The organism is Streptomyces sp. N35, from assembly GCF_016464295.1.
In the GTDB taxonomy this organism is placed as follows: domain Bacteria; phylum Actinomycetota; class Actinomycetes; order Streptomycetales; family Streptomycetaceae; genus Streptomyces.
The window spans coordinates 44,940-62,780 of record NZ_JAEIMH010000019.1 but is presented as its reverse complement, the minus strand read 5'-3'; the positions used below and the strand labels follow the sequence as shown (position 1 = coordinate 62,780).

11 protein-coding genes are annotated in these 17,841 nt (G+C 70.6%); 3 read left to right on the top strand and 8 right to left on the bottom strand.

Annotation, left to right across the window (positions count from 1 at the left end):
* Positions 1 to 59: 59 nt before the first annotated feature.
* The 3 genes from pflB to nirB form a co-directional block, all read right to left on the bottom strand.
* The gene (gene pflB / locus JAO81_RS13225) at positions 60 to 2,318 is read right to left on the bottom strand and encodes a formate C-acetyltransferase (RefSeq protein WP_199548018.1); all 2,259 of its coding nucleotides are present in this window, start codon (positions 2,316 to 2,318) and stop codon (positions 60 to 62) included.
* A gap of 288 nt (positions 2,319 to 2,606) precedes the next feature.
* On the bottom strand, positions 2,607 to 4,022 hold the full coding sequence (locus JAO81_RS13220; protein WP_199548017.1) for a NarK family nitrate/nitrite MFS transporter: 1,416 nt from the start codon (positions 4,020 to 4,022) through the stop codon (positions 2,607 to 2,609).
* A 267-nt stretch (positions 4,023 to 4,289) separates the two neighbouring features.
* Complete coding sequence (gene nirB / locus JAO81_RS13215) at positions 4,290 to 7,052, bottom strand: nitrite reductase large subunit NirB (RefSeq protein ID WP_199548016.1); 2,763 nt, start codon at positions 7,050 to 7,052, stop codon at positions 4,290 to 4,292.
* An 801-nt stretch (positions 7,053 to 7,853) separates the two neighbouring features.
* Between nirB and JAO81_RS13210 the strand changes: the two genes are divergently transcribed.
* From JAO81_RS13210 to JAO81_RS13200, 3 genes are all read left to right on the top strand, one after another.
* The gene (locus tag JAO81_RS13210; protein ID WP_199548015.1) at positions 7,854 to 8,702 is read left to right on the top strand and encodes a sirohydrochlorin chelatase; all 849 of its coding nucleotides are present in this window, start codon (positions 7,854 to 7,856) and stop codon (positions 8,700 to 8,702) included.
* 419 nt (positions 8,703 to 9,121) lie between these two features.
* Positions 9,122 to 10,279: a P1 family peptidase gene (locus tag JAO81_RS13205; RefSeq protein WP_199548014.1), complete on the top strand. Its 1,158-nt coding sequence runs from the start codon at positions 9,122 to 9,124 to the stop codon at positions 10,277 to 10,279.
* 375 nt (positions 10,280 to 10,654) lie between these two features.
* Entirely contained in the window at positions 10,655 to 11,410 is a 756-nt protein-coding gene (locus JAO81_RS13200; protein ID WP_199548013.1) for a DUF6227 family protein, read from the top strand.
* Between the two features lie 80 nt (positions 11,411 to 11,490).
* On the opposite strand, the gene JAO81_RS13195 is transcribed toward JAO81_RS13200, so the two are convergent.
* The 5 genes from JAO81_RS13195 to JAO81_RS13175 form a co-directional block, all read right to left on the bottom strand.
* Complete coding sequence (locus JAO81_RS13195; RefSeq protein ID WP_199548012.1) at positions 11,491 to 11,763, bottom strand: hypothetical protein; 273 nt, start codon at positions 11,761 to 11,763, stop codon at positions 11,491 to 11,493.
* Positions 11,764 to 12,068: 305 nt separating this feature from the next.
* Complete coding sequence (locus JAO81_RS13190; protein WP_199548011.1) at positions 12,069 to 14,090, bottom strand: fructose-specific PTS transporter subunit EIIC; 2,022 nt, start codon at positions 14,088 to 14,090, stop codon at positions 12,069 to 12,071.
* Positions 14,091 to 14,151: 61 nt separating this feature from the next.
* Positions 14,152 to 15,099 (bottom strand): 1-phosphofructokinase, encoded by a 948-nt coding sequence (gene pfkB / locus JAO81_RS13185; RefSeq protein ID WP_199548062.1) that lies wholly within the window; start codon positions 15,097 to 15,099, stop codon positions 14,152 to 14,154.
* A gap of 145 nt (positions 15,100 to 15,244) precedes the next feature.
* Positions 15,245 to 16,006: a DeoR/GlpR family DNA-binding transcription regulator gene (locus JAO81_RS13180; RefSeq protein WP_199548010.1), complete on the bottom strand. Its 762-nt coding sequence runs from the start codon at positions 16,004 to 16,006 to the stop codon at positions 15,245 to 15,247.
* A 230-nt stretch (positions 16,007 to 16,236) separates the two neighbouring features.
* Positions 16,237 to 17,808: an MFS transporter gene (locus JAO81_RS13175; RefSeq protein ID WP_199548009.1), complete on the bottom strand. Its 1,572-nt coding sequence runs from the start codon at positions 17,806 to 17,808 to the stop codon at positions 16,237 to 16,239.
* Between the last annotated feature and the right edge of the window lie 33 nt (positions 17,809 to 17,841).

Sequence of the window (17,841 nt, the reverse complement as noted above, 5' to 3'; positions counted from 1 at the left end):
CCCCCCCGCGCCCGCAGGGCCCTCGGGGCCGGGCGGGGGGTGCCCGCCGGGCCGGTGACTCAGAGCGAGCCGTGGAACGTGCGGTTGATGACGTCCAGCTGCTGCTCTCGCGTCAGACGGACGAAGTTCACCGCGTAGCCGGAGACCCGGATGGTCAGCTGCGGGTAGTTCTCCGGGTGCTCCATGGCGTCCTCGAGGGTCGCCTTGTTGAGGACGTTGACGTTCATGTGGAAGCCGTGGCTGGCCATGAAGCCGTCGAGCACGCCGGACAGGTTCGCGATGCGGTCCTCGGGGGTGCGGCCGAGCGCGTCCGGGGTGATCGTGTTGGTCAGCGAGATGCCGTCCTCGGCGTCGTCGTAGTTGAGCTTGGCGACCGACATCGCGGAGGCGATGTAGCCGTGCTCGTCACGGCCGTTCATCGGGTTGGCACCCGGGGCGAACGGAGCGCCGGCGCGACGGCCGTCGGGGGTGTTGCCGGTCTTCTTGCCGTAGACGACGTTCGACGTGATGGTCAGCACCGACTGGGTGTGCAGCGCGTTCCGGTACGTCGGGTACTTGCGGATCTTCTCCATGAAGCCGGTGACCAGGCTCTGGGCGATTTCGTCGACCCGGTCGTCGTTGTTGCCGTAGGCCGGGTAGTCGCCTTCGATCTGGTAGTCGACGGCGAGGCCGGTCTCGTCGCGGACGACCTTGACCTTGGCGTGCTTCAGCGCCGACAGGGAGTCCGTGGCGACCGAGAGACCGGCGATGCCGCAGGCCATGGTGCGCAGGATCTCGCGGTCGTGCAGCGCCATCTCGATGCGCTCGTAGGCGTACTTGTCGTGCATGTAGTGGATGACGTTCAGCGCGTGCACGTACGTCTTGGCCAGCCACTCGAGCATCGCGTCGTACTGCTTGGCGACGGTCTCGTAGTCCAGGTACTCGCCCTCGATGGGCTCGAAGCCCTTGACGACGACCTTGCCGGACTTCTCGTCACGGCCACCGTTGATCGCGTACAGGAGCGCCTTGGCGACGTTCACACGGGCGCCGAAGAACTGCATCTGCTTGCCGACGGCCATCGCGGAGACGCAGCAGGCGATCGCGGTGTCGTCGCCGTACTTCGGGCGCATCAGCTCGTCGGACTCGAACTGCAGGGCCGAGGTGTCGATGGCGACCTTGGACGCGAAGTCCTTGAAGCCCTTGGGGAGCTCCTTCGACCAGAAGACGGTCAGGTTCGGCTCCGGGGCCGGGCCCAGGTTGTACAGGGTCTGCAGCGCGCGGAACGTGGTCCTGGAGACCAGCGGGCGGCCGTCCTCACCGATACCGGCCATGGACCAGGTGACCCAGGTCGGGTCGCCGGAGTAGAGCTCGTTGTACTCGGGGGTGCGCAGGAAGCGGACGATACGGAGCTTGATGACGAAGTCGTCGATGAACTCCTGGGCCTCGGCCTCGGTGATGCGGCCGGCCTCGATGTCGCGCTGCAGGTAGATGTCGAGGAAGTTGTCGATGCGGCCGATCGACATGGCCGCGCCGTTCTGCTCCTTGACCGCGGCGAGGTACGCGAAGTACAGCCACTGGACGGCCTCGCGGCCGGTCTGCGCCGGGCGGGAGATGTCGTAGCCGTAGGACTGCGCCATCGCCTTGAGCTCGCCGAGCGCCTTGATCTGCTCGGAGGTCTCCTCACGCCCGCGGATCACGTCCTCGGTGGGCCACTCGGCGTCGAACTGGGCCTTCACGGCCTTCTTGTCCTCGATGAGGCGGTCGACGCCGTAGAGGGCGACACGGCGGTAGTCGCCGATGATGCGGCCGCGGCCGTACGCGTCGGGAAGACCGGTGATGATGCCGGAGGAGCGGCAGGCGCGGATCTCGGGGGTGTAGGCGTCGAAGACACCCTCGTTGTGGGTCTTGCGCAGGTGCGTGTAGATCTCGCGGACCTCGGGGTCGGCCTCGTAGCCGTAGGCGTTGAGGGCGCCCTCGACCATGCGCCAGCCTCCGTTGGGCATGATCGCGCGCTTGAGCGCACCGTCGGTCTGGAGGCCGACGATCAGGTCCTTGTCCGCGTCGATGTAGCCGGGCTTGAAGGCGTCGATACGCGACGGAGTCTTCACGTCGACGTCGTAGATGCCCTTCTCGATCTCCTCCGGGAACATGCCGAGGAGCTTGTTCCACACCGCGGTGGTGCGCTCCGTGGGACCAGCGAGGAAGGAGTCGTCGCCTTCGTAAGGCGTGTAGTTCTGCTGCACGAAGTCGCGGACGTCGATGGCGTCCCTCCACAGGCCGCCCTTGAAGCCGTCCCAGGCCTCGTCGTTAACGGTCTTCTCCGCAGGAGTTGCAGTCATCGCCCGAACCTTTCGAGTTCGCGTGTCGCCTCATTGCTACACATCCATTGGACTGCTTTTGATCGATCATTTCGGGCCGCATTGGTCCCTGGTTCGGTACCAATGGTCCCTCCGGTATGCCCACCTCGCCCGCCGAAGGGGCCCTCACCTGCGGTTTTGCCAGGGACCTTGGACCATTGTCCGCTTGTGAAAACTTTCACAAGTTTTTTGTCCCGGGTGCGGCAAAGCCCCCGGAAACCGCTGTGCGGTCTCCGAAGGCGTGCTGTGCCGGTCGCTGTGCCGGGTGGATCAGGACGGCGACTCGGCGCCCTTGCGGGCGTAGAACCACCAGGCGACCACGATGCAGCTGGCGTAGAAGGCCACGAAGCCCCACATCGCGCTGGTCACCGCGAAGTTGGCGAACAGGGCCGGGATGAAGAAGAAGCCGTACGCGGCGATGGCGGCGGTGAAGCCGGTGACGGCGCCCGCTTCCATCTCCGTCTGCTTCAGCGCCTTCGCGTACTCGGGCGTGCCCTCGGTCAGGCCCTTCAGGTGCTGGTTGCGGAAGATCACCGGGATCTGGCGGAAGGTCGAGCCGTTGCCGATGCCGGAGAAGAAGAACGCGGCAAGGAAGCAGGCGAAGAAGCCGGCGAAGTTGCCGTCGTTGCCGCCCGCGGGCAGGAAGTTGATCACGCCGATGATCGATACGGCCATGCCCACGAAGGACAGGATGGTGACGCGGGCGCCGCCCATCTTGTCGGCGATCCAGCCGCCGGCCCAGCGGGCGAGGGCGCCGAGCGCCGGGCCCATCCAGGCGTAGGTGGCGACCGAGTAGTCCGGGAACGTGGTCTTGATCAGCATCGGCAGGGCCGCGGCGAAGCCGATGAAGGAGCCGAAGGTGCCGACGTAGAGCCAGGTCATCAGCCAGTTGTGCTTGCGCTTGAAGATGATCTTCTGCTGGCTGAAGGAGGTCGAGGCGGTCTTCAGGTCGTTCTGGCCGAACCAGGCGATGGCGGCGAGCACGATCAGGACGGGGACCCACAGGAAGGCGGCGTTCTGGAGGTAGACCTCGTTGCCGGTCTTGGCGTTGTGCTGGCCGGAGCCGATGGCTATCACCGAGCTGGTGATGACGATCGGGGTGAGCAGCTGGACGACGGAGACGCCGAGGTTGCCGAGACCGCCGTTGATGCCGGTCGCGTTGCCCTTCTCCTTCTTCGGGAAGAAGAAGCCGATGTTGGCGAGCGAGGAGGAGAAGTTGGCGCCGCCGATACCGCACAGGGCGGCGATCATCGCCATGGTGCCGAAGGAGGTCGAGGTGTCCTGGATCGCGAAGCCCAGCCACAGGAGCGGGACGATCAGGACGACCGTGGAGATCGCCGTGAAGGTGCGCTGACCGATCTTCGGGCCGAGGAAGGTGTAGAAGATACGGGCCGTGCCGCCGGTGAGGCCGGGGATGGCCGTCAGCCAGAACAGCTGCGAGGTGGTGAAGGAGAAGCCGACGTCCTTGAGGTTCGTCGCGGTGACGCTCCACACCTGCCACACCACGAAGGCGACGAGCAGGGCGGGGACGGCGATCCACAGGTTGCGCTGGGCCACGCGCTTGCCGGTGGACTTCCAGAAGAGCTCGTTCTCCGGCTCCCAGTCGGTGATGGGGCGGCCCGGACGGTACTGCGCGGGGTCGTACGACCGCTGTGCGACCTCGACTGTTTCCTTTACGGCAGGCATGCGCTGTTCCTGGGGGTGAAGGAGTTGATCCGTACCCATCCAGGTTGCGTCCCCTTTATCCGCGGAAGCAGAGGCGTAAGTCGGCTTGTGCGCAGGCCAAGGACCTGTGTGCGGCTGGACGTTGGGTCCGCGCGGGCCGGGACCGTCGGCAGGGCTGCGGTCGGCACCGCGTCCGTCGGCGCCGACGTCGTCAGCGCCCGGGTCGTGCGCGTATGCCGAGAGGGCCGGTCCTCGTGCAGGACCGGCCCGGGGCGTCGTGGCGTGCGGTTACGGCAGCTCGGGGGCGCCGAGGGCGACCTCGGGGTCGTCCAGGCTGACGCCGGTGCGCAGGTCGAACTCCTGCTTGTGCATGGGCGAGGCGATGGTGGGGACGCCGTCGCGGCTGCCCATGATGCCGTTCGCCATCACGGCGGCGCCGGAGTACGGGTCGCGGTTGCCGACCGCGTACAGCGCGCCGGAACGGTCCTTGAACAGGGCCGCCTCGGTGCCGTCCGGCAGTACGGCGACGCGGCCGCGGCCCGCTTCGAGACCGGCCGCGAGGTCTTCGCGGAAGGACACCCCGCCCTCGGGCGCGGCCGTGAACGGCTTGAAGCGGCGCAGCTTCTCCGGGTCGGCGAGCACGGCGGCCCACTCGTCCTGGTAGGCGGCGACGTGCCGTTCCATCTGGGCTTCGAGCTCGGCGCAGATGCCGAGGGAGTCCTCGACGAGCACGGACTTCAGGTGCTCGAGGCCGCCGTCGATGCGCTCCAGCCACGCGGAGGTGCGCTCCAGGCGCTCGCCCGTGCGGACGTAGTACATGAGGAAGCGGTCGATGAGGCGGAAGAGTTCGGCCGCGTCCAGGTCGGCGGCGAGGAGGTCGGCGTGGCGGGGGGTGGTTCCGCCGTTGCCGCAGACATACAGGTTCCAGCCGTTGGCGGTGGCGATGACGCCGATGTCCTTGCCGCGGGCCTCGGCGCACTCGCGCAGACAGCCCGAGACACCGCCCTTGATCTTGTGCGGGGCGCGCAGTCCCCGGTAGCGCAGCTCGAGGTCGATGGCGAGCTGCACGGAGTCGCCCTGCCCGAAGCGGCAGAACTTCGATCCGATGCAGGACTTCACCGTACGAAGGGACTTGCCGTAGGCGTGGCCGGACTCGAAGCCGGCGTCGACCAACCGCTGCCAGATCTCGGGGAGTTGCTCGGCACGGGCGCCGAACAGGTCGATGCGCTGACCGCCCGTGATCTTCGTGTAGAGGCCGTAGTCGCGGGCGACTTCACCGATCACGATGAGCGCATCGGGTGTGATCTCGCCGCCGGGAACTCGCGGGACGACCGAGTACGTGCCGTCCTTTTGAAGGTTGGCCAGGTACAGGTCGTTGGAGTCCTGCAGGGTGGCCTGTTCGCCGTCGAGGATGTGGGTCAGGCCCAGCTCCGGGCCGAGGGTGCCGAGCACATTGCCCACGACCGGCTTGCAGACGGTGCAGCCCTCGCCCTTGCCGTACTTCTCGAGGAGTTCGGTGAAGGAGCGGATGTGCTCGGTGCGGATCTTCTCGTAGATCTCCGAGCGGCTGAGCTCGAAGTGCTCGCACAGGCCCTTGGCCTTCTCGATGCCGGCGGCGGAGAGTTCGGCGTCCAGGACGGCCTGCAGGGTGTTGACGCAACCGCCGCAGCCCGTACCGGCCTTGGTGCACTTCTTGATGCCGCCGAGGTCGGTGATGCCTTCGGCGGCGATGGCCGAAGTGACCTGCGCCTTGGTGACGTTGTGACAGGAGCAGAGCACCGCGTCGTCCGGCAGCGCGTCGGCGCCGGGGATGTCGGCGGCGGTCACGGGGCCGACGTAGGCCTCGGCGGGCGCGGGGAGCTGCTTGCCGGTGTGCGGCTTCAGCGAGCTGTACGCCTCGGCGTCGCCGACGAGGATGCCGCCGAGCAGAGCCCCGTCGGGGCCGAGGAGCAGCTTCTTGTAGACGCCGTCACGCGAGTCGGAGAAGACGACGGAGACCGCACCGTCCTTGCCCTCCTGCGCGAACGGGTCGCCGAAGGAGGCGACATCGGCGCCCATCAGCTTGAGCTTGGTGGAGGTGTCGGCACCGTTGAACACCTTGGTGCCCTCGCCCGCGAGGGCGTCGGCGGCGGTCTCGGCCATCTGGTAGCCGGGCGCGACCAGACCGTAGACCCGGCCGTCGGCGGTCTGGGCGCACTCGCCGATGGCGTAGATGTACGGGTCGGTGGTGCGGCAGTGCTCGTCGACCACGACGCCGCCGCGGTCGCCGACGGCGATACCGGCCTCGCGCGCGAGGCGGTCGCGGGGGCGGACGCCTGCGGAGAAGACGACGAGGTCGGCGTTGATGGTCTCGCCGTTGGACAGGCGCAGCGCGCGGGTGCGGCCGTCGGCGTCGGTCTCGACGCTGCTCGCGCCGACACCGGTGTGCACGGCGACGCCCATGCCCTCGATGGTGGCGCGCAGCGCGGCGGCGCCGCCGTCGTCGACCTGCATCGGCATCAGGCGCGGGGCGAACTCGACGACGTGCGTCGCCAGGCCGAGGGTGCGCAGCGCTCCGGCCGCTTCGAGACCGAGCAGCCCGCCTCCGATGACGACGCCGGTCTTCGCTTCCTCGGCGTACGCGGTGAGGGTCTCGACGTCGTACAGGGTGCGGTAGGTGAAGCAGCCCGCGGCGTCGGCGCCGTCGATCGGCGGCACGAACGGGTACGAGCCGGTGGCCAGCACCAGGGCGTCGTAGTCGACGACGGTGCCCGAGACGGTGGTGACCTTGCGGGCGGCGGTGTCGATGTGTTCGGCGGGGTCGCCCAGGCGCAGGTCGATGCCGTGCCGCGCGAGGAACTCGGCGTCGGTGAGGGAGAGTTCGTCGGGGTCGGTGCCGGTGAAGGCGGAGGAGAGGTGCACCCGGTCGTAGGCGACGCGGTCCTCCTCGGCGAGGACGACGACGTGCCAGCCGGGGCCGTCCTCGCCCGCGAAGGCACCGCGTTCGGCGAGCACCTCCAGGAAGTGCTGGCCCACCATGCCGTGGCCGATCAGTACCAGGGTCTGGGTCATGGCGGTCACTCTCCGGGCATGCGTTGGGGAAGCCTCTGTTTCGACGGTAGGCCTCCGTGGGGCTGGTCCCGGGCCGTGAAGGACCTGTTCGCACAGGTCATGGGGCCCTTGAGGGGTGGGCCTTGTGGCAGGGGTCCGTCGACGGGTGGGGGCTCTACGGAGCACTGGGTGGGTGGGTTTGCGGCGCGATGGGCGAGGTGGGTCGGGGAACAGGCGGGCTGGACCGGGGGCGGGCGCACTGGGCCGGGGCGGGCGGGGTGAATCGGAGGGTGGGCGCACTGGGCGGGGGCGGACGGGGTGAATCGGAGGGTGGGCGCACTGGGCGGGGGCGGACGGGGTGAATCGGAGGGTGGGCGCACTGGACTGGGGGCGGGCGGGGTGGATCGGGGAGGCGGGTGCCATGAACCGAGACCGGGCGGCCGGGATCGGGGAGGCGGGCGGCCGGGATCGAGGGCCAGGCGGCCGGGATCGAGGGCCGGGCGGCCGGGATCGAGGGCCGGGCGGGCTGGAGCGAGGGCCGGGCGGGCTGGATTGGGGAGGCGGGCGGCCGGGAGCGAGGGCCAGGCGGCCGGGATCGGAGAGGCGGGCGGCCAGGATCGAGGGCCAGGCGGCCGGGATCGCAGAGGCGGGCGGCCAGGATCGAGGGCCAGGCGGCCGGGATCGCAGAGGCGGGCGGCCGGGATCGAGGGCCAGGCGGCCGGGATCGGGGAGGCGGGTGGCCGGGATCGGGGACCACCGGCCCCCTCTCCCCAGGGCTTCCGGCAGATCCGGTGAGTGCGCGGGATGCGTAGCGTCGAAGGCATGCGCCCTGCTTCTGCCCTCGTCCAGGTGCCCACGGCTGCCCACGTGCCCCCCGCTGTCCAGGTGCTCCCGACTCCTGGCACCACGACCGACGACACCACCACCACCGACGGCACCCCGGCCCTCGTGCTCGCCGTGCACGGCAGTGCCGTGCCCGAGGCGGGGGCGACGATCCGGCGGCTGTGCGATGTCGTGGAGGCGCTGGGCGGAATACGTCCCGTCGTCGGGCACATGGACCACCAGGAGCCCTCCCTCGCGGGAGCGCTCGATGAGCTTGCCGAGGCGGGGGTGCGGCGGGTTGTGGTGGTGCCGTTGCTGCTCGGGGACGGGTTCCACCGGACCGTCGACATTCCGGAGGTCGTCGCGGCGCCGCGCATGCTCGACACGGTGGTCACCGAAGGGCTGAGCGGTGAGTCGGATGTGGCGCTCGCGTTGTACGGACGGCTGCGGGAGGCCGAGGGGCGGGCCGGCGGCCGGGCCGATGCGGTCGTCGTCGCCGCGGCCGGGTCGTCACGGGCGGGGGGCAATGACGGGGCGCGTACCGCCGTGAGCCAGCTGAACGTGCTGCTCGACGCCGAGCGCGGACCGGTCCCTGTGCTGCCCGCGTACTGCTCGTCGTCGGAGCCGACGGTCCCGGACACGGTCGCGCGCCTGCGGGCCGCCGGTTACGACAACATCGCCGTCGCCACGCATCTGCTCGCCCCCGGCCGCTTCACGCTCGCCCTGGAGCGGGCGGATGCGTGGGCGGTCGCCGAGCCGCTCGCCGACCACCCGCGGATCGCCCGCCTGGTCCTCCGCCGCTACGCGGCAGCGGCGCGCTCGACGGAGCGCCTGCGCGTGTCCGCCTGACCGCCCGGGCCGGGCGGGGCCCTCTGCGGGGGTTCGGGCCGGGGCGCTCGGGCCGAGGGCTTGGGCCGGGGGCTCGGGCAGAGGGGCTCGGGCAGAGGGCTTGGGCCGGGGCGCTCGGGCCGAGGGGCTTGGGCCGGGGCGCTTGGGCCGGGGGGCTCGGGCCGAGGGGCTCGGGACGGGCAGCGCGCCCGTGGCATCAGCGCACGGCGGGCTCGACAGGCGTGCCGCAGACGAGCCCGACTCGCGTCCCGCACATGGGTTCAACTCGCGTCCCGCACACGGCGCTCAACTTGCGTCCCGTATACGGGCTCAACTCGCGTCCCACACACGGGCCCAAGTCGCGTCCCACACACAGGCCCAGCTCGCGCCCCACACACGGGCCCAACTGGCGTGCCACATCAGCGTGGTACGTATGGGCCATGACCAAGAGCAGGGACGCGATCAGCGACGTGCGCGGAGTGCGCGTCGGCCATGCGACACGTGCCGGGGACGGCTGGCTGACCGGGACGACGGTCGTACTCGCCCCCGAGGGCGGCGCCGTGGCAGCCGTGGACGTGCGCGGCGGCGGCCCCGGCACAAGGGAGACGGACGCCCTCGATCCGCGGAACCTGGTGCAGCGGATCGACGCGATCGTGCTGACCGGCGGCAGTGCCTACGGCCTGGACTCCGCCTCCGGCGTGATGGCCTGGCTGGAGGAACAGGGCCGAGGCTTCCCGGTGGGCGGCCCGGGCCAGGTCGTCCCCGTGGTGCCCGCCGCCTGCGTCTACGACCTCGGCCGAGGGGGCGACTGGCGGGCCCGGCCGGACGCGTCCTTCGGCCGGGAGGCAGCCGAGGCGGCCTCCGAGGACATCGCACAGGGATGCGTCGGCGCGGGCACGGGCGCCGTGGCCGGCGGACTCAAGGGCGGCGTCGGCACAGCGAGCACCCGACTCACCTCGGGACACACGCTCGGCGCCCTGGTCGTGGTCAACGCCGTGGGAGCGGTGACGGATCCACGGAACGGGATGCTCTACGGGCAGTACTTCACGAGCGACGCGGACGCCGACACCTCCACGGACGCGGACACCGACACGGACGCGGGCACCGACACGGACGTAAGCACCGACAGCGGCAGCGGCACCGGCACCGGCACCGGCACGGACGCAACCACCGACCGCCCCTCCCCCGACGTCCACCACCGCGCCCAACAACGCCTGGCCGAAGCAAAGGCCCGCACCACCGCCCTGCAAGCGGCCGTCGGCCCAGGCGCTCCCCTCAACACCACCCTCGCCGTAGTCGCCACCGACGCCCGGCTCACCCGCGCCCAGGCGCAGAAGCTCGCGGGAACGGCACACGACGGCATCGCCCGCGCCGTACGCCCCGTACATCTGCTGCACGACGGGGATACGGTCTTCACCCTCGCGACCGGCGAGAAGCCGCTCCCGGACGGGCAGTTGGAGGCCCTGACCACGGTCAACGAGCTGCTCGCCGCGGCCGCGGACACCGTGACCCGGGCGATCGTGAAGGCCGTCGAAGCGGCGGAAGGGGTGCGGGGACCGGGCGGGGAGTTCCCGTCGTACGGCGAGTTGTACAGGTAGTGACGCAGGCAGTTGTGCAGGCCGTTGAGAAGGCCGTTGGACGGAAACTGCCCGGGAGTCGTACGGGCAGGCGCACCGCCGCCCGAACAGCCGGCCACCGAACGCTGGGCGGTCCACCGCGCGCTGCCGCGCATCAACTTCCGCCCGGCGCACGCGACCTGGGAACCCGCGACAACTCTCGTACGTTTTCCCGAACGACGGACATGATGTCCGACCGAGGCACTACGGTGAGCGGCCACGAGGTCACAAGCAGCGACTGGCAGTCGATGACGGACCGGCATCGACCGGCAGCCGGCGGCTGACGGCCCCGTGGCAAGAGTCAGCGCCCCAAGCCAGTGCTGCGGCCAGGCAACCGCAGCAACGCCGGGAGAAACCTTGAGCGTTCCGAACGAGACCCCCCAGGAGCAGGTCGACCAGCTCCTCGGACGCGCCCTCAACTCCTTCGAGCTGCCCGACGAGACGATGGCACGCCTCGAGACGGCGCTCGCCCATGACGTCGCGCTGCACTCGGCGCAGCACAGCGCCGGTCTGTACCGCGAGACCTACCGGCACACCTGGCTGCTCGGCGACGGGAGCGCCCTGGTCCTGTGGGAGCTGGTGCACAACGCGACCGTGCGCCGCGAGCAGCAGCACGAGCTGTACACCGAGGCGGAAGAGGTCCACACGGCGGCGGCCCGGCTGCCGTTCCCGGCCGACCACGCACCGCGCCACGACGTCATGAGCGGGGAGGACGCGGGCCACAGCGGTGCCGAACCGTTGCTGCTCGAGACGGTCCTGCTGGTCGCCCCGGCGCCCCGCAGGGCGTATGCGCACTTCGCCCACGAGGACTCGGCCGACCACGGCCGGCGACTGCTGCGCCGCGCGGAGAACGCGGACCGGCCCGGCGAGGAGACCGCGCGACTGCTGCGTACGGCGGTGGCCCACCAGATCACCCAGGCCTTCGGACGGCCGGGGCGCACGGACTCGGGGTTCACGCTGTACGAGCATGCGTTCCTGCTCGCGGACGGGCAGGAGCTGAGCCTGTGGGAGGTGGAGCACACCGATTCGCCGGACGGGCGGCATGTGTGCGAGGTGTACGGCGAGGAGGGTCAGGCCCGGGGCGTCATGGAGGGCCGGGGCGCGTCACTCTGAGGCGCCCGCGCCCGTTCACGGACCCGTCCCGGCCAAGAAGCTCGGACAGTCCACCCCGAGGCGAAAGAGGAGAGAAGCGTCTACCGCTTCTCGTTCAGCCCGCGCACCAGCCCCGCGAAGGCCGCGCGCTCCTCCTCCGTCAGGTCGACGCGCTCGGTCGGATGCGGGACCGACTGCCGCGGAATCCCGTCGAGGTGGGCGGGCAGTGCACCGGCGCGCTGGGCGTCGCGCCAGATCGCGATCTCGAAGCGATCGCGGCGCAGGAGGCGGGCGAGGCCGACGACCCATGCCACGGTCGCGACGAGGAGGACCGTCAGGCCGATCTGCTGGACTATCGAGATCTGATCGAACATGCGGGCCAGTAGACAGCACGGACGGGCCTTACGGCAGGGCCCGAAAGGGACTTTGGTCCCGAAGTGACGTATCTCGCAGGGCAGCCGCAAAGCCGGAGCAAAGTGATACGGCAGGGCATACGAAAGGGCCCCGGATTCCCTCGTACGGAAATCCAGGGCCCTTCGCGGGAGTTCAGGGACCCCGCCGGATCACCCGCCGGATCACCCGTCGGATCGCCCGCCTGATCACCCGTCGGATCACCCGCCCGATCGCCCGCCCGATCAGCCAACCGATCGGTGAACCAAGCAGCGAACCGGTCCGCGGCTCAGACCGAGACCGTCTCCTTGACGGCCACCGGCGCGACCTCGGCCGCCGCAGGCGCGGCAGTCCCCGTTGCCGCGGGCTTCCGCATCCCCTTCAGGATGATGACCAGACCGGCCGACACACAGGTACCCGCCACGACCGCCACCAGGTAGAGCAGCGGCTGTCCGATCAGCGGGACCACGAAGATGCCGCCGTGCGGAGCCTGCAGCGTCGCGCCGAAGCCCATCGACAGGGCGCCGGTGACCGCGCCACCGGCCATCGAGGCCGGGATGACGCGCAGCGGGTCGGCCGCCGCGAACGGGATCGCGCCTTCGGTGATGAAGGAGGCCCCGAGCACCCACGCCGCCTTGCCGTTCTCGCGCTCGGTCTTGGTGAAGAGCTTGCCGCGCACCGTCGTGGCCAGAGCCATCGCGAGCGGCGGGACCATACCGGCGGCCATGACCGCGGCCATCACCTTCAGGTTGCCGTCCGTGGCGTTGGCGCCGAGGCCGCCGACCGCGAAGGCGTACGCGACCTTGTTGAGCGGACCGCCCAGGTCGAAGCACATCATCAGGCCGAGGATGACTCCGAGGATCACGGCGTTGGAGCCGTCGAGGGACTGCAGCCAGTTCGTCAGGCCGCTCTGCAGCGAGGCGATCGGCTCGCCGACCACCAGGAACATCAGGAAGCCGACCACCGCCGAGGAGATCAGCGGGATCACGACCACCGGCATGATGCCGCGCAGTACGGCGGGGATACGTACCTTCTGGATCGCCATGACCGTGGCGCCCGCGATCAGACCCGCCACGAGACCGCCGAGGAAGCCGGCGTTGATGGTGACGGCGACCGCGCCGCCCACGAAACCGGGCACCAGACCGGGCCGGTCCGCCATCCCGTACGCGATGTAACCGGCGAGCACCGGGACGAGGAAGCCGAAGGCGAGCCCGCCGACCTGGAAGAACAGTGCGGCCCAGCTGGCCGCCTCGGTCCACACGAAGTGGTCGACGACCGACTTGGCGGTGTTGATCTCATAGCCGCCGATCGCGAAGCCGAGGGCGATCAGCAGACCGCCGGCCGCGACGAACGGGACCATGTAACTGACGCCCGACATCAGCCACTTGCGCAGCTTGGTGCCGTAGCCGTCGCCCTCGTCGCCTGCCGCCTCCACCGGAGTGGCGGCCCCCGTCGACACCTCGCCTCGCGCGGCCTTCCCGCGGACCTCGGCGATCAGCTCGGCGGGACGGCTGATGCCCGCCTTCACGCCGACGTCGACGGTGGGCTTGCCGCTGAAGCGGTCCTTGTCGCGTACGGGGACGTCGTGGGCGAAGATCACCGCGTCCGCGGCCGCGATCACGGCCGGGTCGAGCCGGGTGAAGCCCGCCGAGCCCTGTGTCTCCACGACCAGCTCGACGCCCGCCTCGCGCCCGGCGTTCTCCAGGGACTCGGCGGCCATGTAGGTGTGGGCGATGCCGGTGGGGCAGGAGGTGACGGCGACGATCTTGAAGGTCTCCCCGGGAGCGGGGTCCGCGACCGCCGCGGGCTCCTCGGCCACCGATTCCTCGGCCGCCGACTCCCCGGCAGCCGGCTCTTCCGCGGATACGGAGGCCTCTCCCCGTATCAGCGCGGCAGCCCGCCCCGCGTCCCCGACCGCCCGCAGCGCGGCCGTGAACTCGGCGTCCATCAGCTGGCGTGCGAGGGAGGACAGGATCGTGAGGTGGTCCTCGTCGGCGCCGGCGGGCGCGGCGATCAGGAAGATCAGGTCGGCCGGGCCGTCCGGCGCCCCGAAGTCGATGCCCTGCGCGGACCTTCCGAAGGCCAGCGTGGGCTCGGTGACATGGGCGCTGCGGCAGTGCGGGATGCCGATCCCGCCGTCGAGCCCGGTCGGCATCTGCGCCTCGCGGGCGGCGACATCGGCGAGGAAGCCGTCGAGATCGGTGACGCGGCCGAGGGCCACCATCCGCTCGGCGAGGAGACGCGCCGCCGCCTCCTTGGTCTCGGCGGACAGGTCGAGGTCGACCAGTTCCGCGGTGATCATCTCGCTCATCGCGGGCTCCTTTGCTCGCAAACGGGGGGTATTCGGGGACAGGTGGGGAGCGGGGCGCGGGTCATGACGCCGGCTCGGTCAGGGCGCGGTCCAGCGGTACGTCGGCCGTGACATGGACCGCGGACAGGTCGAGGCCGCCGGGCGTGGGCATCACGCTGCCCGGCAGCTGGACGGCGGCCGCTCCGTGCGCGACCGCGGAGGCGAGGGCCTCGGGTCCCGAGCCGCCCGCGATCAGGAAGCCGGCGAGCGAGGCGTCGCCCGCGCCGACATTGCTGCGCACGGTCTCGACCGGGGCGCTCGCGAAGTACGCGCCGCTGTCGTCGACGAGCAGCTGTCCGTCGGCGCCGAGCGAGGCGAGCACCGCGCGGGCGCCGAGCGACCGCAGCTCCTCGGCGGCCTTCACCGCGTCGCCGACGGTGTGCAGCGGGCGGCCCACCGCTTCGGCGAGCTCTTCGGCGTTCGGCTTGACGACATCCGGGCGCTCACGCAGTGCGGCGGTCAGCGCGGGACCGGAGGTGTCGAGCGCGATCCGGGCGCCGGCCGCATGGGCGCGGGCCACCAGATCGGCGTACCAGGACGGCGCCAGGCCGCGCGGCAGGCTGCCGCAGCAGGCGATCCAGGACGCCCCCAGCGATGCCGAACGCACCGTGGCGAGCAGTGACTCGGCCTCCGTGGCGGTCAGTTCGGGACCGGCCGCATTGATCTTCGTGAGGGTGCCGTCGGGCTCGGCGATCGAGATGTTGGAGCGGGTCGCGCCCTCGACCTCGACCGGCGCCACCTCGATGCCCTGCTCGCCGAGGAGCTGGGCGACCAGGGCGCCGGGCGCCCCGCCGAGCGGCAGTACGGCGACGGTGCGCTGTCCGGCCGCGGCGACCGCGCGCGAGACGTTGACCCCCTTGCCGCCCGGGTCCATCCGGTCGCCATCGGCCCGGTTGACCTCACCCCGCTCGAGGGCGGGCACCTCGTAGGTGCGGTCGAGGGAGGGGTTCGGGGTGACGGTGAGGATCATGCGTACCGCTTCCAGGTGGTTCATGTCGTGGGTCTCGTCCGGTGGTTCAGGTGGCGGGTCTCGTGCGGGCGTTCATGTCGCTCGCCTCGTCCGGAAGTTCATGTCGCGCATCCCGTACGGGAGTTCAGGCACGTGGCACCCGGACTCAGACGCGCCGGACCTCGACGCCGGCCTTCTCGACGGTCGAGGCATCGGCGTCGGACAGGCCGCTGTCGGTGATCAGCAGATCGACCTCGGCCAGGTCCCCGAAGCGCGCGAAGTGCTCCTCGCCGCACTTGGCGGAGTCCGCGAGCAGGACGACACGGCGGGCCGCGGCGATCGCGGCGCGCTTGACGGCGGCCTCGGCGAGGTCGGGGGTGGTCAGACCGTGGGCGGCGGAGTAGCCGTTGGCGGCGAGGAAGAGGACGTCGGCGCGGACCTCTCCGTAGGCGCGCAGCGCCCAGGCGTCGACGGCCGCGCGCGTACGGTGCCGCACCCGGCCGCCGATCAGGTGCAGCTGGATGCCGGGGTGGTCGGCGAGCCGGGCCGCGGTGGGCAGCGAGTGCGTGACGACCGTGAGCGCAGAATCGAGCGGCAGGTCGGCGGCGACGCGGGCGACGGTGGAGCCGGCGTCGAGGATCACGCTGCCGTCGGCGGGCAGTTCGGCGAGCGCGGCGTGCGCGATGCGGTCCTTCTCGTCGGCGGCGGTGGACTCGCGCTCGGCGAGGTCCGGCTCGAAGTCGAGCCGTCCGGCCGGTATCGCCCCGCCGTGCACCCGGCGGACCAGACCCGCGCGGTCGAGGGCCTTGAGGTCACGCCGTACGGTCTCGGCGGTGACCTGGAACTCCTCGGCCAGCGACAGCACATCGACCCGTCCGCTCTCGCGGGCGAGCCGCAGGATCTCCTGCTGACGCTCCGGTGCGTACATGTGGGTTCAGCTCCGCTTCGTGCCCGACTCTGTTGATTCATCGTCAGCGTACGGCGCCGTAACACCGAAGTAAACAGAGTCGGGCATGATCCGGGCAGAAACGGGCTTTGGTCCCGCCTGAGAGCCACTGCGGCGGGTAGAAGGACCGGGCCTGTGGAACTCCGGACACACCACAACGCCCCCGCACCACGAAGGTGCGAGGGCGCCGAAGGTGACCGCAGGCCGTCGGATCAGTGGACGAGCACCGGCTGCTCGTCGTCGTCCGGCGCCCCGGCCGAGTCCGCCGGCGAAGACGGGTCCGAAGCCTCGTCCGCGCCACCCTCCAGGTGCTGCTTCGGTCGCTTCGGCAGCGCGAACATCACCAGGAAGATCGCGACGAGCACCGCGACGACGTACCTGAGCGCGTACTGGAACGCGTCCACGATCTCCGCGGTCATCTGCTCCGGCACCACGTGGTCGGACAGCTGCCCGAAGAAGACCACCGACACCAGACCGAGGCCGAGCGCGTTGCCCATCTGCATGGTGGTGTTGATCAGACCCGAGGCCGAACCCGCGTGCTCACGCGGCACGTCGGACAGGACCGCGTCGGTCAGCGGTGCCACGATCAGGCCCATGCCGACACCCATCACGACCAGCGGGAGCGCCATCTGCCAGGGGCTGATGGTCATGCCGTACCGGTCGGCCTCCCAGATGTAGATCAGGACGCCCGCGGCCATGGTCAGCGCGCCCGCCTGAAGGACCTTGCGGCCGAAGACCGGGACCAGCTTCTGCACCGAGATACCGGCCGCGAAGGAAACGGCGATCGAGAACGGCACACCCGTCAGACCTGCCTTGAGCGGGGTCCAGCCGAGCCCCTCCTGCATGTAGAGGGTCCACACCAGGAAGAAGATGCCCATCACGAGCCCGAAGGTCAGCTGCACCGCGATGCCCGCCGCGAAGCTCTTCACCTTGAACAGCGGCAGCTCGATCAGCGGCGAACCGTCCTTGCGGGCCTTGTAGCGCTCGTACGCCACGAGGATCGCGAAGACCGGAAGCGCGCCCGCCATCATGAGGTGACCCCACAGCGGCCAGTCCAGCTCGTGGCCGCGGGTGAGCGGGTAGAGCAGCATGAGCAGCGGGATCACGACGAGGACGACGCCGACGAGGTCCAGCTTGAGCGCCTTGGGCGCCTTGGACTCGCTGATGTACTTGCGGCCGAGGATCAGGGCCGCGATGCCGACCGGCAGGTTGATCAGGAAGATCGGGCGCCACTCGAGACCGAACAGGTTCCACTGCGTGAGCAGGGCGCCGAGCAGCGGACCCGTCACCGCGCCGAGGCCGACGATCGCGCCGAACAGACCGAACACCTTGCCGCGTTCGTGCGCCGGGAAGGTGGCGTGCACGATCGAGAGGACCTGCGGCACCATCAGCGCGGCCGTGGCTCCCTGCAGAATGCGGGAGGCGACCAGCATGTCCGGGTTGGCGGCGAAGCCGCACAGCGCCGAGGCGAGAGTGAACCCGGCGATACCGATCAGGAAGAGCCGCTTGCGGCCGTAGATGTCACCGAGCCGGCCGCCGGTGATCAGTCCGGCCGCGAAGGCCAGCGCGTAACCCGCGGTGATCCACTGGATCTGGCTGGCGGTCGCCCCCTCGTCGCGCGTGATGGTGGGGATCGCGACGTTCACGATCGTCACGTCGACGAGGTCCATGAACGAGGCGGTCATCACGATCGCCAGCGCGATCCACCGCCGCCGGTCGGCCTGGGCTTCGCCCTGCCCCGGCCCCTGGGCTATGCCCTGCGCGCTGCTGTTAGTCGTCTTCATAAGGAGTACGTTAGATGCCATGTAGGACAGGTC